Raw genomic sequence first — 13499 nt, 5'->3', positions numbered from 1 at the left:
CGGAGCACCCTCACCTCTCGCCCGACCCGGCGGCCGTCCCCCGCGGGGGGGTAGGGCGGCCGGCGTGTTTCAGGTCAGCTCAGGTTGAGGCCTGTGTCGTCGATAACGAACGAGGTCTGCAGGGAGCTGTCTTCGGTGCCGGTGAAGCTGATCGACACCGTTTGACCGGCGAACGACGACACGTTGAACGACTTCAGCGAGTAACCACTTGCCTTGTTCAGGTTCGAGTACGTCGCCAGCGTGGTCGTGCCCGCCTTCACGGTGAGCTTGTCGTACTGCGTTGTCGTGGTGGTCTCGGCGGAGTCGATGTGCAGGTAGAACGACAACGTCGCGCTGCACCCGGCCGGGATCGCCACCGACTGGCTCAGAGTGTCGGTGTGGGTGCTGCCGTAGCCGTCCAGCCAGGCCTTCCAGGTACCGCTACGCGCGGGCTGGGAGGCGGTGTTGTCGATCACCCCGGCCGACGCCGACCACGGCGCCGCCGTACCGGTCTCGAAGCCCGGGTTTCCGAGCTTCTGGCCGGAGCAGCCACCGGTGCCGCCGATAGTGAAGGTGAAGGACGTGCTGCCCGAACCACCGGCACTCGCGGTCGCCGTCGCGGTGACGTTGAAGGTGCCGCTGGCGGTCGGGGTGCCGGACACGGTCCCGGTGGAGGAACCGATCGTGATCCCGCCCGGCAGGCCGGTCGCCGACCAGGTGTACGGCGCGGTGCCGCCGGTCGCCGACAGCGTGAACGACGCGATCGCCGTACCGACCGTACCGGTCTTGTTGCCCGGGTTCGTGACGGTGACGCCGCCGCTGACGGTGCAGGTCGGGTCAGCCGCCTGCGCCGGAACGCTGACCGCGTCCCACGCCGCCTTCACGGTGTTGAACTCGGTGCAGCTGCCCGGGAACAGGTTCTTCGCCGCGGTCAGGGTCCAGGTCCGGTACTTCAGGTACGAGCTGCTGCTGGTCTTCATCAGCATCGCGTTGTACATGATCCGGATCGCCTTCTGGACGCCCAGGCCGGTGACCGTCGAGCTGTTGCAGGTCGGGCTCGACGGCGAGCCGTTGCTGCCCTGCGACAACAGGTAGAACCAGTGGTTGCCGGGGCCGGCCGCGGCGTGCACCTCGGTGCCCGGGATCGAGCTCGAGTAGCAGTTCGGGTCGCCGAGGGCCGACGGGTTGTACATGTTGCGGATCGGGCCGCTGCCGACCAGGTTGACCTCTTCGCCGACCAGGAAGTCCGGCGGGTCGTACGCCGCCGCCTGGTTGCTGTACCACTCGGTCGCCGCGCCGAACGTGTCGGCGACGAACTCCTGGGTGCCGCTGCCGGAGATACCGCCCGGCGTGTGGTCGTCGATGCCGTGGCCCATCTCGTGCGCCAGGACGTCGATCGAGCCGATCCAGCCGCCGGCCGTGTTGTGGCCGATCTGGACCTGGGAGCCGTCGTAGTACGCGTTCTCGTCGTTCAGGCCGACGCGGATCGGCCAGGCGCCACCGTTGCCGTCCATGCCGTTACGGCCGAGCCAGTCGGTCAGCATGTGCTTCTCGGTCTGCGCGGCGAACAGGGCGTCGACGCAGCCGGTCTCCTTGTTGGCGGCGGTCCCGTTGCCCCAGTTGTCGTCCGGACCGGAGAACGTGGTGTTGTTCGCCGCGTCCTGGCAGGACAGGTTGGTGGTGTTCGGGTCCTTCATCGAGTAGGTGCTGCCGGTCAGGGTCGTGTCCAAGTGAACCGGGTTCGGACCGCTGTAGACCGCCGTACCGTTGCCGGCCATCACGTGTTCCTTGGTGCCGAGCACCTTGCCGCTCTGCGCGTCGACGTACACCGACAGGCTGGACGGCTCGTGACCGTTGTTGCCGCTGACCCGGGACTGCCACGCCAGCTTCGGCGTGCCGTTGAGGGCGTAGACGGCCAGCGTCGGCGTGGTGGACGAGTCGACGTGCTTGAGCTGGTTGGTCGCCGTCGACTTGGCGGCCGCCGCGGTGACCTTCGCGGTCGTCGACAGATCGGGTACGGCGGTGGTCTGGGCGACCGAGGTGGACTTCACGGCCCCGTTGGCATCGGTGACCACGACGAAGTCACCACCGATCACCGGGAGACCCTTGAACGAGCGCTCGTACGGGACGTACTGCAGACCCGAGGGCTCGGAGATCACCGACTTCGCGGTGAACTGGTCGTTCTTCCCGGCGTGCAGACCGGCGGGCCGGTTCGCGACCAGTGTGGAGGCAGCGTCGGCGGCATACGCCTTCGACTGCGCCTGCGACGGCCGGGGAGGGGGTGCCGCGCTCGGTGCGGCACCTGCCGCTGACGACCCGAGGGCGGCGAGTGCCGCTACCGCGAGGCTGGTGACAGCCAGTACGGCGGCGGGCTTGCGGGAACGCTGAAACAAGACCATGGATGTGGTCCCTTCGCGACAACGGTGCTGGGCGGGTTGCGCCTCGCCGGACTGCAGACGGGTGCACCACCTCCGTCTGGGACCTCCGGCCTATCCACCGGTTTCCTGCCCTCCCCCTTCCATCGGCCGCCGATGAATCGCGCGGACGGACACTATGCCCGCTCCCCGGGCCGGGCAAGGCGCTGCAATGCCGTTGGCACGAGTCAGACAATGACCTCGTTGTCATGCCCGCGTCGGCAACATCACGCCGGCCGATTCGGGGGTGGCCTGGACCAATCGCGGGCGTTGCGGGCAGAATCGCGCAGACGGGTAGGCTGCCGGCTGGGGTGTGAGTGGAAACCGAATTCGCGCTGTCACTCGGTACGCAGCGGTGGACGCTGTCGGCCGGGGGCGACGACGTCACCATCGGGCGTGCCTCGAACGCGTCCGTCCGGCTCCAGGCCGATGACCAGATCTCCCGTATCCACGCCCGCCTGACCCGCACCGGTACGACGTGGACCCTGCACGACGAGTCCCGCAACGGCACCGGCCTCAACGGCCGCCGCCTGGCCGCGCCCACCCCCCTCACCAACAACGACCGGATCCACATCGGCCGCTCAGTCCTCACCTTCCACGAATCCCAGCCGGCCCCGGCCCCGGCCGCCTTCACCTCACCCCCCACCCCCTCCGCCCCGCCGCCCACCGCACCCCCCGCCCCACCCTCGTCCGGCCCCGCTGGCCCGCCCGCCGCCACCCCGGCTCCCACGCCCGCACCCGCCGCGCCGCCAGTTCCTCCCGCAACACCCCCTGCGCCGCCGGCTCCTCAAGCAACACCCCCGCCCGCCACCACAGGCCCACCGCCCACCCACGACGAGCGTAGGCAGAGGCCGTTCGAGCCTGAGGAGCGTGAGCGGAGGCCGTTCAACTTCGCGGAGTCCGAGCCTCATGACGCTCCCGCCCCGCCGCCGGCAGCACCCGACGAGCCCCGCCGAACGGATGCCCCCAGCAACTTCCCGCTCTTCCCCGCGGATCCGTCGTACCCAGACTCCGGCGAACCGTCGTACCCAGGCTCCGGCGAACCGTCGTACCAAGGCCCCGGCGAGCCGGGGGATCGCGCGCCCGACGCCGCCTGGGCCGCGTACCCGTCGGCGGACAACCCCGAGCCTGCCCGCTCCCCGTGGGACAACCCGCCGGCCGCACAGATCGAGCAGTCCCAGCCCAACTGGAACGAATCAGCAAGCTGGCCCGACATCCGCCAAGGCGACCAGCCGGACCGCCGCCTCCCCTCCGCCGACCGCACCACAGGCGACCGCGGCCGGAACGGAGACCGGGACCGCACCCGGAACAGGGACCGCGACCGCGCCGGGGTCATGACCGGAGAGGGCGACGAAGAGGTCGGCACCGTCCGCCTGCTGCGCGTTCTGCTGATCGCGGCGTTCATCATCGTCCTCGGCCTGCTGATCAACCTGACCGTCACGTTCCTCGCCGACGGCCCCGGCGGTGCGCTGCGCTGGCTGATCCCGCCGGCGATCGCCCTGGTCGTGGCCATGATCGTGGCCCTCCTCGACGCGGCCGCGCCCACGAACCGCGCCCCCAGCCGCCTCGACGTCTCGATCGTCATCGCGATCGTCGTCGTACTCCTCGGCGTCGGCGTCGGCGGTTTCGCCCTCACCGCGGGAGCCCAGTACGTCGGCGGCTACCTGACCGGCAACGAGTCGGGCGAGGACCGCCTGATCAAGCCCGTCGCCAAACCCACCGGCAGCCTTACCGTCACGGTCGAGAACGTCACGTACACCAGCCACTTCACCCGCGTAGAAGTCAAGCTCACCAACGCCGGCAAGCAGCCCGTCTCGCTCCCCCTCACGAACACCGCCACCTTGGCCGGCGAGGACGGCAGCGCCCTCCGCGCCGACACCTCACGCAGCCAGTGGCCCGGCAGCATCCCGAACGGCGGCTCCGACCACGGCACCATCACCTTCAAGGGCCACCTCCCGGACGCCACCACCTCAGCCACTCTCACCCTGAAGTCCGGCGACGCCGGAGTGGCCGTCGCCGGCCTGACCCTCAGCAACTGATCCCGACGACCCTGCCTTCCCCGGTCGACCCGTCGACAGAGTTACATCGAAGATTGATATAGTTCCCCACATGGCGGAGCAGCTGGACGTGGATCGACTGACCACGGTGATCGAGGACTTCAACACGATCTTCATCCGATTGCCGTCGGTGCGGAGGTTCAACTTCTCGACGCTGTCGGTGCTGCACACGCTGTCGCGCAAAGGACCGCTGCGGCTGACCGGCCTGCTGGCGACCGAGCAACTCAAGCAGCCCGCCCTGACCAGCCTGGTCGCAAAGCTCGAACAAGACGGGCTCCTGCAACGCCGCCCCGACCCCACCGACGGACGCGCGATGCTCCTGTCGCTGACCAGCGCCGGCCGCCAGATCGTCCGCTCCCGCCACGCCAACCGGGTTACCAAGCTGACCCACCTGATCGACCAGCTGACCCCAGAGGAGCGCGCCGTACTCGCGGGCTCCGTCGAAGTCCTCACCCGCCTGACCGAGATCGCCGCCGAGGACACCCCATGACCGCACCTGTGAGGCACCCGATGACCGACCTGGTACCAACCCCCATCCACGTCCCCGACGAGGTCCTCGACGACCTCCGCCGCCGGCTCACCGCGACCAAGTGGCCGCTGGACGTAGGCAACGACGACGGCTTCTACGGCGTACGCCGTACCCGCCTGCAGCCCCTGGCCGAGTACTGGGCCGATGGGTACGACTGGCGCGCGGCGGAGCGGGCGATCAACGCGTACGAGCACTACCGCGTCGACGTCGGCGGCGTTCCCGTGCACTTCCTGCGCAAGCCCGGCGTCGGACCGAACCCGATCCCGCTGATCCTCAGTCACGGCTGGCCGTGGACGTTCTGGCACTGGTCGAAGGTGATCGACCAGCTCGCCGACCCGGCGTCGTACGGCGGTGATCCGGCCGACGCGTTCGACGTGATCGTGCCCTCGCTGCCCGGGTTCGGGTTCTCGACGCCGCTGACGAACCAGCCGGACATGAACTTCTGGAAGATCGCCGACGTCTGGCACGAGCTGATGACCCGCGTGCTCGGCCATCCGAAGTACGCCGCCGCGGGGTGCGATGTCGGCGCGCTGGTGACCGGGCAGCTCGGGCACAAGTACGCCGACGAGCTCTACGGGATCCACATCGGTTCGGGGCTGAAGCTCAGCTTCTTCAACGGCGACCGCGGCTGGGACCTGAGCGGCGGCAATCCGATTCCGTCCGGTCTGCCGTCGATTGTCCACAATCGGATTGTCGAACTCGAACGTCGCTTCGCCGCGCACCTGGCCACCCACGTGCTGGACCCGAGCACCCTCGGCTTCGGCCTGGCCGACTCCCCGGCCGGCATGCTCGCCTGGATCCTCGAGCGCTGGCTGAGCTGGTCCGAGGGCGACAAGGCGTTCAGCGACGACGACCTGCTCACCCACGCGACGATCTACTGGGCCGGCAACGCGATCGACACCTCGATCCGTACGTACGCCAACAACAACCGGTACCCGTGGACCCCGTCGCACAACCGTACGCCGGTCATCGAGGCCCCGACCGGCATCACCTTCGTCGGCTACGAGAACCCACCCGGCGTCAGCACCCCCGAAGAGCGCATCCAGAACTTCCTGAACAGCGACCGCGCCTCCTGGTACAACCACACCAACCTCACCGCCCACCCCAACGGCGGCCACTTCATCCCCTGGGAACTCCCCACCGAATGGACCACCGACCTCCGCCGCACCTTCCGCCCCCTCCGATGAGCTCAGTCCCGCAGGTCACGCCGCTCCTGGACCGTGGTGTGGGTCGATCTGCGGCTCTGGTTGGCGAGCATGAGCGCGACCACGATGCCGATCGCGCCGGCACCCATCAGGACGTACCCGACCACGGTCAGGTCGACCCCGCTGAGCCGATCCGTGACGGCAAAGGCGAGCACGCCGCCGACGGCGAGCAGGAACACGGATACACCGATTCCCACGAGAACCTCCTCCGATCCTCCCCGTACGTTGCACTGCGACACTTCGCGGTACCCAACGATTCCGGGGCGAAACGACGCTCTCAGCGGTAGTCGGCGAGGCGGGATGGTCGCGCCAGGCGAGGCCCAATCCATCGTCAATCCCGATGCGTTGGCACTCGCCGGTCGACGATGCGTACGTCGTGCTCCAGCTGGGACCGCTCGGCACGGACGATGACTCGGCGGATCTGCTGAGCCACGACATCCGGGGCGTTCTCGTCGGGCGCGTTGTGGTCGAGGTCGGGCAGGATCGAGTACTCGGCGCCGGGCAGGATCGATGCGAGGCGCGGGAGTACGCCGGTCAGGTACGCGGGCGACTTCTCACCACCGAGGAGAAGGGTCCGCGACGCGATCGCGGCGTACCGGCTGCCGTCGGAGTCGAGGCGGGCGATCTCGCCGATCTCGGCCGGCGTGGTCGGCATCAGGTCGCGCGTCTCGCGCCCGCCGGACCCGTGCAGCATCAGGAAAGCAATTGCCCACAGCAACGGTGTCGCCTTGAACGGCACCAAGCCCGTGCCCTTGAGGAACGTCTCCATCGCCGCCGTACGGTGGCCGGCGTCGAGCTGCTCGGTGAATGTGCTCAGCCAACTCGCGTCGAACGATCCGTCGATGCTCACCGCCGGCTCGTAGACGACCAGCGCATCCAGCGGCTGCCGCAGTCCCACATGCAGCGCCACCAACCCGCCGTAGCTGTGCCCGAACACCATCTGTGCGCCGGTGTCCTCCATCACCGCGAGTACGTCGTCGACCTCGGTCTCCACGCTGTACGACGTACCGCGCGGCCCACTCACCCCACGGCCGCGCCGCTCGATCACGTGCACCGTGTGAGCCCCCGCCAGCCCCCGAGCCAAACCCTCGTAGTGGTGAGCCCGCCGATTGTTCCCCGGAATCACCACGATCCCCGGACCGGCGCCGAAACTCTGCACCCCGATCGGCGCACCGTCCCTCGCGGCGATCATGCCCTGTCGCCAGTCAACCCCACGCATCCCCGACCTCCCTCATCCGTGACCCCACGATGCCCACCCCCGCTGGCACCCACCTGGCATCCCTCTGTCACAACCCACGAGCTGCCCCACATCTGCCCGATCCGGCGATATTCACTGACGGTGGCTGCACGCATGCGTGACGAGATCAGGAGCTGCCGGCCCGGGCGAGCAGGTGTGTGCGCTCGGCTTCGTTCGAGGTGAGCACGGCGGCGCGCTCGAACTCGGCTCGTGCTTCCGCGGAGCGGCCGAGCTTGGCCAGCAGGTCGCCGCGCACGCTCGGCAGCAGGTGGTAGCTGTGCAGCACGGCGACGTCGAGCAATCCGTCGGTCACAGCGAGCCCGGCGGCCGGTCCGTCGGCCATCGACACGGCAACCGCGCGGTTCAGTTCGACGATCGGCGAGCGGGTCAGCGCGACGAGGTCGCCGTACAGGGAGGCGATGCGCACCCAGTCGGTGTCCTCGGCACGCGGTGCTCTGGCGTGGCAGGCCGCGATCTGCGCCTGGATGACATAGGAGACGGTGCCGCCGATCTCCTCGGCCCGCTCCAGCGCGGCGAGACCGTGCGTGATCAGCAACCGGTCCCAGCGAGCCCGGTCCTGTTTGTCGAGCGTGATGATCTCGCCGTCGGGCCCGGTGCGGGCGCGCAGCCGGGACGCCTGGATCTCCATCAACGCCACCAGGGCATGCGTCTCGGCCTCGCCGGCTGCCAACGCGGCGAGCATGCGGCCGAGGCGCATCGCCTCCTGGCACAGCTCGGCGCGCGCCCACTGCTCGCCGGCGGTGGCCGTGTAGCCCTCGTTGAAGACCAAGTAGACGGCCTCGAGGACGGAGCTCAGCCGGTCGGCGAGTTCCTCGCCGACGGGAACCTCGAAGGGCACGCCGGCCTCGGTGAGCGCCTTCTTTGCCCGGGTGATCCGTGCTGCCATCGTGGTCGTCCGGACCAGGAAGGCGCGGGCGATCTCCTCCGTCGACAGCCCGGCGACCAGCTTCAGGGTGAGGGCCACGCGGGCATCGATCGACAGCACCGGGTGGCACGCGGTGAACATCAGCCGCAGTACGTCGTCTTCGACGTGCGGGCCGAACTCGATCTCGTCCATCGGAGCCTCGTGATCACTGAGCTCGTGACCGAGCAGTTCGACCTTGCTCCGCAGTGTCACGGCGCGACGAATCGTGTCGACGCCGCGGCGGTGCGCCACGGCCATCAGCCAGGCGCCGGGAGCGTCCGGGACACCTGACTCGGGCCACTGCTCGAGCGCCGCGACGAGTGCGTCCTGCGCAAGGTCTTCGGCCAGCCCGACATCGCGCACGACACGGGCCAGGCCGGCGATCAGCCTGGCGGATTCGATCCGCCAGACTGCGTCGATCGCCTGCTGGGTCGCTGAGGTCACTACTGCTGGGCGGCGGACTCTGCGCTCATCCGCTGCTCGGCCGCCGCGATCTCGGCCGGCAAGGAGTCGCCGAAGTCGTCGGCGTCGAAGATCTTGCGGAGTTCGACCTCGCAGTCGCGCAGCGGCGAGCGCTTGACCCACTCGACGGCCTCCTCCATCGAGGCGACCTCCCAGATCGAGAAGCCGGCGATCAGCTCCTTCGTCTCCGCGAACGGGCCGTCGATCACGCGGGTGTTGCCGTCGGCGTCGAAGGCGACCCGCTTGCCCTTGCTGGTCGGCTGCAGTCCGTCGGCGGCCAGCACGACGCCCGCCTCGACGAGCTTCTCGTTGAACTCGTTCATCGCGGCGAACTCCTCGGCGGAACCCAACTCGCCGGCCTCGGACTGCACCGTCGCCTTGCCCAGAACCATGACCTTCATCGCTGTGCTCCTTCGCGTCCGCCCGGGATCGGCCCCTTGACCGATTCAACCCTGGCTCACCCCTGCGTCGAACGGGAAGGGACGGATTCGACAGGACGCCGAAGTTTTCTCGCGCGACCCGGGACCAGGTGGGTGCCGAGACGCGAGAAGGGCCGGCCCAGTGGGCCGGCCTTCTCGTACGGGGGTGGAGGTGGCGGGAATCGAACCCGCGTCCTTCAGCGTCGCTCCAAGACTTCTCCGGGCGCAGTCTGCTAAACGTTTTCTCAGCCCCAGCACTCTCGCAGACGAAGTCGCTGACAGGCTCAGTCACTGTAAATGTCCCGTACTAACCCCGTGACCGGGCTAGCACAGCAAGCTTCCTAGCTGAGGCCAGGAACCGGGTCGGAAGCATCCCCGGGCTGACCGCTTCTTTAGGTGCTCAGGCCGTCAGGCGGCGAGAGCGAAGCTACTGCGCGAATTAACGTTGGCAGTTATTGGTTTCCAGAGATCGTTAACGAGATAACCCTGGATCCTCGGCCCGCTTCTCTTGGAACTAACGTCCAAAGTCGAAACCGTTCACCCCCTGTTGAGTTGTCAAACTCCCACCAGCCCCGAGAGGCGGGTGGAAGATCCACACTACCAAGTCCAACCGACCGCCCGCACCTCACATTCCCCAGAGCAGCCTGCGGGGGCGGTCAACCGGAGCTACTTGATCAGGCGGAGCGTGAACGGGTAGCGGAAATTCGAGCCGACCGCGGTGGCCAGGCCGCCGATGCCGGTGAGGATGAACCAGAGGATGCCCAGCAGCGGGAACAGGAAGCCCGTGAAGCCGTGCGTCACCCCGGTCGCGATCCCGAGCAGGGCGAACGCCCCGAACGCGCTCAGCTGGAAGTTCAGCGCCTCGACCGCGTGCCTGCGGACCGCCGGGTTCTTCTGACCGGCCGTCGCGACCACGATCGCCGGCCCGACGAAGAACGTCGGGTACCCGAGCCAGTGCGCGACCGTCCCCATGCCGCGCCCGTTGGCGTCGTACCGCTGGAGCGGGGCCGGGCGGGTGAAGGCGGCGGGCGCGTACGTCGGGACCGGCCGGGAGACGAGTCCGTCGAACGTGCTGTTCAGTTCGGCCCTGGTTCGGGCCTTCAGCGCCAGTTCCAGCCGGGTGTCGAACTCGGCGTGGTCGAGTCGGCCGTCGGCGTACATTTCTTTCAGGATCTCGACGGCGCGATCCCGTTGAGCCGGCGTCACCAGCAGGTCTGAAGTGGACATGCCTCCACTCTGCGCGCCGGGCGCCGCGCACCCCATCGGGTGCAGCCCCGAGCAACCCCTGACCCGACCCCAGCCACCACTCGGGTACGCCGGAGGCCGACCGGGCTCAGCGCCCGCGGGTCCGATCCGACAGGGCGCGCCGGGCCTCGCGGTCGGCCTGGCGCTCGGCCAGGGCCTGCCGCTTGTCGTAGTCCTTCTTACCGCGCCCGGTGGCGAGCTCGACCTTCGCGTACCCGTCCTTGAAGTACAGCGAGAGCGGGATCAGCGACACGCCCTGCTGCTCGACCGCCCTGATCAGCTTCTGCATCTCGTCCTTGTGCAGCAGCAGCTTGCGGGTCCGCCGGGGCTCGTGGTTGGTCCAGGTCCCGTGCTTGTACTCAGGGATGTGCATCCCCTGCAGCCACAGCTCGTTCCCCCGGATCGCGGCGAACGCGTCGACGAGGGAGGCCCGGCCCTGCCGCAGGGACTTCACCTCGGTCCCCGTCAGCACCAGCCCGGCCTCCACCACGTCCTCGATGTGGTAGTCGTGTCGCGCCTTCCGGTTCTGCGCGATCGGCTTCTGCTGGCCGGTCTGTTTCACCATCCGACCAGTATCCCAGATTCGTCAGAGCCACTTCATCGGATTAACCACGTTGCCGTCCTGGTAGACCATGAAGTGCAGGTGGCAGCCGGTGGAGTAGCCGGTCGTCCCGGCGTACCCGATGATCTCGCCCTTGCTGACCCGCTCACCGACGTGGGCCTTGTAGCGCGACAGGTGGTTGTAGACGGTCGTGATCGAGGAGCCGTCCATCACTCCGTGTGAGACGAACAGCCGGTTGCCGTAACCGCCGTTGTAGTACTTGTCGGTCACCACCCCATCGGCCGCGGCGCGGATCGGCGTCCCGCAGGGGGCGCGGAAGTCGGTGCCGTCGTGGAGCTTCCAGTAGTGCAGCACCGGGTGGAACCGCATCCCGTACGGCGACGTGATGTAGCTGCTCACCGGGTAGCTGAGTCGGCCGTCACCGGAGTTGTCCGGGATCTTCCGCGGCGGCCGGCCCTCCTTGCGCGCCTTCGCCCGCTCGGCCTTCTCCGCGGCCGCCTTGCGTCGCGCCGCGGCGGCCTTCTCGGCCTTCGCCCGGGCGATCAGGATCTGCTGGACCCGGGTCCGCTCGGCCAGCAGCGAGTTGTACTGCGCGAGCTCGGTGTTCTTCTCCTTCTCAGCAGCCTTGTACGCGACCAGCTTGACCTGCGCGATCGCGGCGGCCTCGGCCTTGTCGGCCGCGACCTGCTTGGTCAGCTCGGTGACCTGCTGGACCGTCCGGGCGGCCTCGGCCCGGGCGTCTGCGGCAGCCTTCTCGGCGGCTGCGACCTTGACCCGCTTGCTGGCGAGCTGCGCCTGCGCGTTGTTCAGGTCGGTGATCGCGTTGCCCTGGATGCCGAACACGTTCCGCTGCACCTGCATCCCGGTGGCGATGTCGGCCGGCGACGCGCCGCGCAGCGCGATCGACAGCCCGACCAGGCTGTTCTGCTGCTGGTACGCCGAGCGCACGGCCCGGCCGGCCAACGCGCGCTTCTCCGCGATCAGCCGCTCGCCGGTTTCGACGTCGGCGACCGCCGCACGCAACGCCAGTTCGGCGCCGGCGAGCTTGCTCGCGGCGACCAGATCGGCAGCTTTCGCGGCGGCCAGTTTGCCCTGCGCGGCGGCGTACCGGACCTGGACGGCCTGGTACTTCACCTCCGCCTGGTTGTACGCGGCGACGGACTTGCCGAGCTGGTCGGACGCCTCGGCGAGATCAGCCTTCTGCTGGTTGATCTGCGAGTCGAGTTGCTTCTTCTTGGCGGCTGGATCGGGCGGGTCCGCCTGGGCAGACGGAACCGCCGCCAGGACTCCGGCGGACAGGGACAGGACAAGGCAGCAAGCGGCGACCACCGTCTGCCGGCCCTGCGGTCTCGTGCGCGATCGCGGGTACGGCGGAGTGGAGGTGCCGGTGCTGTCGTCTCGCTTGATGCTCCCCCGCTCGCGCGGGTTCGCACCGGGGAAGTGCGGGACCACAGGTCGACCCCTTGCTCTGGATGAAGTTGTCGTGCGGTACAGGAGTTACTGCTGTGACTCCTGGTACTGCACGATAAGTCACCCGGGTCAGACTTTGAGGTATTTCCGCGTTGTCAGGAATGTCGGGACGACCGCCAGCACCAGCCCGACCACGACCATGATGAGCGTGGCGCGGAAGGTTTCGGTGGCGCCGACCCACTGCCAGACCCGGAACGTCTCCTGGGCCCGCTGCATGACGACGAAGTACACCCCGACCCACAAGGTGCCGCAGGCAAGGACCGCGCCGATGAGTGCTGCCAGGACCGCTTCGAGCAGGAACGGCAGCTGGATATAGAAGTTCGACGCGCCGACCAGGCGCATGATGCCTATCTCACGTCTGCGCGCGTACGCCGCCAACCGGATCGTGTTCGAGATCTGCATCAGCGCGGCGACCAGCAGCAGTCCTGCCGCCACCAGCGCGCCGACTTGCAAGCCGTTCAGCGCCTTGAACAACGGGTCCAGATACTGTCTGAGGTCCTGGACGGTATCGACGCCGGGCAGGCCGCTGACCGCGCTGACCAGGTTCTGGTAGCTCTGGGGATCGCGCAGCTTGACCCGGAAGGACTCCTGCATCTGGTCCTCGGTGACCGTGCTGACGATCGGCGAGTCCTTGTACAGCTTCTTGAACGAGTCGAACGCTTCCTTCTTCGACTCCGAGAACACGCCGTCCGGCGCGGTATCCGGGTTCTGCGTGATGACCTGCTGGATCCGGTTCTTCTGCTCCTGCGTCACCTCGGCGCCGGAGCAGCCGCGGCCGCCGGAGTCCTTGGTGCAGAGGAAGACCGAGATCTGGATCTTGTCGTACCAGTTCCCCTTCATCAGGTCGACCTGCTCGCGAGCGAGCAGCGCGCTGCCGAACAGCGACAGCGAGACCCAGATGGTGACGACGACCGCGATCGTCATCGAGAGGTTCCGCTTCAGGCCGATGCCGAGGTCGGAGAGGATGTAGTTCAAGCGCATCAGTCAGTAATCCC

At 68.4% G+C, this 13499-nt stretch carries 12 protein-coding genes and 1 other RNA gene; 3 read left to right on the top strand and 10 right to left on the bottom strand.

Features of this window, described 5'->3' with window-relative positions:
- Positions 1-74: 74 nt before the first annotated feature.
- Complete coding sequence (locus tag AB0E63_RS40260) at positions 75-2378, bottom strand: M4 family metallopeptidase (RefSeq protein WP_360378247.1); 2304 nt, start codon at positions 2376-2378, stop codon at positions 75-77.
- Between the two features lie 332 nt (positions 2379-2710).
- Between AB0E63_RS40260 and AB0E63_RS40255 the strand changes: the two genes are divergently transcribed.
- From AB0E63_RS40255 to AB0E63_RS40245, 3 genes are all read left to right on the top strand, one after another.
- A complete protein-coding gene (locus tag AB0E63_RS40255) occupies positions 2711-4432 on the top strand; it encodes an FHA domain-containing protein (protein WP_360378244.1) in 1722 nt (573 codons plus the stop codon).
- Between the two features lie 70 nt (positions 4433-4502).
- Positions 4503-4940 carry a MarR family transcriptional regulator gene (locus AB0E63_RS40250; protein ID WP_360378242.1) on the top strand — a complete coding sequence of 146 codons (438 nt, stop codon included), beginning with the start codon at positions 4503-4505 and terminating at the stop codon, positions 4938-4940.
- The gene (locus tag AB0E63_RS40245; protein ID WP_360378240.1) at positions 4937-6166 is read left to right on the top strand and encodes an epoxide hydrolase; all 1230 of its coding nucleotides are present in this window, start codon (positions 4937-4939) and stop codon (positions 6164-6166) included. The genes AB0E63_RS40250 and AB0E63_RS40245 overlap by 4 nt, the downstream gene beginning before the upstream one ends.
- Before the next feature lie 2 nt (positions 6167-6168).
- Here the strand turns inward: AB0E63_RS40245 and AB0E63_RS40240 are convergent, their stop codons facing one another.
- From AB0E63_RS40240 to ftsX, 9 genes are all read right to left on the bottom strand, one after another.
- A complete protein-coding gene (locus AB0E63_RS40240) occupies positions 6169-6381 on the bottom strand; it encodes a DUF6458 family protein (protein WP_360378237.1) in 213 nt (70 codons plus the stop codon).
- Between the two features lie 134 nt (positions 6382-6515).
- Positions 6516-7403, bottom strand: a complete 888-nt coding sequence (locus AB0E63_RS40235) for an alpha/beta hydrolase (protein ID WP_360378235.1) — start codon at positions 7401-7403, stop codon at positions 6516-6518.
- Positions 7404-7548: 145 nt separating this feature from the next.
- Positions 7549-8790: an RNA polymerase sigma factor gene (locus tag AB0E63_RS40230; protein WP_360378233.1), complete on the bottom strand. Its 1242-nt coding sequence runs from the start codon at positions 8788-8790 to the stop codon at positions 7549-7551.
- Positions 8790-9209 (bottom strand): YciI family protein, encoded by a 420-nt coding sequence (locus tag AB0E63_RS40225; RefSeq protein ID WP_360378230.1) that lies wholly within the window; start codon positions 9207-9209, stop codon positions 8790-8792. The genes AB0E63_RS40230 and AB0E63_RS40225 overlap by 1 nt, the downstream gene beginning before the upstream one ends.
- A 182-nt stretch (positions 9210-9391) precedes the next feature.
- Positions 9392-9772, bottom strand: a transfer-messenger RNA (tmRNA) gene (gene ssrA, locus AB0E63_RS40220).
- Between the two features lie 121 nt (positions 9773-9893).
- Entirely contained in the window at positions 9894-10454 is a 561-nt protein-coding gene (locus AB0E63_RS40215; protein WP_360378228.1) for a DUF1707 and DUF4870 domain-containing protein, read from the bottom strand.
- Between the two features lie 106 nt (positions 10455-10560).
- A complete protein-coding gene (smpB, locus tag AB0E63_RS40210) occupies positions 10561-11037 on the bottom strand; it encodes an SsrA-binding protein SmpB (RefSeq protein WP_360378225.1) in 477 nt (158 codons plus the stop codon).
- Positions 11038-11058: 21 nt separating this feature from the next.
- Positions 11059-12486, bottom strand: a complete 1428-nt coding sequence (locus AB0E63_RS40205) for a M23 family metallopeptidase (RefSeq protein WP_360378222.1) — start codon at positions 12484-12486, stop codon at positions 11059-11061.
- 87 nt (positions 12487-12573) lie between these two features.
- A complete protein-coding gene (ftsX, locus tag AB0E63_RS40200) occupies positions 12574-13485 on the bottom strand; it encodes a permease-like cell division protein FtsX (RefSeq protein ID WP_360378220.1) in 912 nt (303 codons plus the stop codon).
- Between the last annotated feature and the right edge of the window lie 14 nt (positions 13486-13499).

Source organism: Kribbella sp. NPDC026596 (assembly GCF_040638415.1).
GTDB lineage: Bacteria > Actinomycetota > Actinomycetes > Propionibacteriales > Kribbellaceae > Kribbella.
The sequence above is the reverse complement of the archived record's forward strand: the minus strand, read 5'-3'. Positions and strand labels throughout refer to the sequence as shown.

Bases quoted from the DNA above. Each gene is read 5' to 3' on its own strand.
- AB0E63_RS40260 (WP_360378247.1), bottom strand. From the start codon at position 2,378: ATGGTCTTGTTTCAGCGTTCCCGCAAGCCCGCCGCCGTACTGGCTGTC.
- AB0E63_RS40225 (WP_360378230.1), bottom strand. From the start codon at position 9,209: ATGAAGGTCATGGTTCTGGGCAAGGCGACGGTGCAGTCCGAGGCCGGC.
- AB0E63_RS40235 (WP_360378235.1), bottom strand. From the start codon at position 7,403: ATGCGTGGGGTTGACTGGCGACAGGGCATGATCGCCGCGAGGGACGGT.
- ftsX (WP_360378220.1), bottom strand. From the start codon at position 13,485: ATGCGCTTGAACTACATCCTCTCCGACCTCGGCATCGGCCTGAAGCGG.
- AB0E63_RS40250 (WP_360378242.1), top strand. From the start codon at position 4,503: ATGGCGGAGCAGCTGGACGTGGATCGACTGACCACGGTGATCGAGGAC.
- AB0E63_RS40245 (WP_360378240.1), top strand. From the start codon at position 4,937: ATGACCGCACCTGTGAGGCACCCGATGACCGACCTGGTACCAACCCCC.
- AB0E63_RS40215 (WP_360378228.1), bottom strand. From the start codon at position 10,454: ATGTCCACTTCAGACCTGCTGGTGACGCCGGCTCAACGGGATCGCGCC.
- smpB (WP_360378225.1), bottom strand. From the start codon at position 11,037: ATGGTGAAACAGACCGGCCAGCAGAAGCCGATCGCGCAGAACCGGAAG.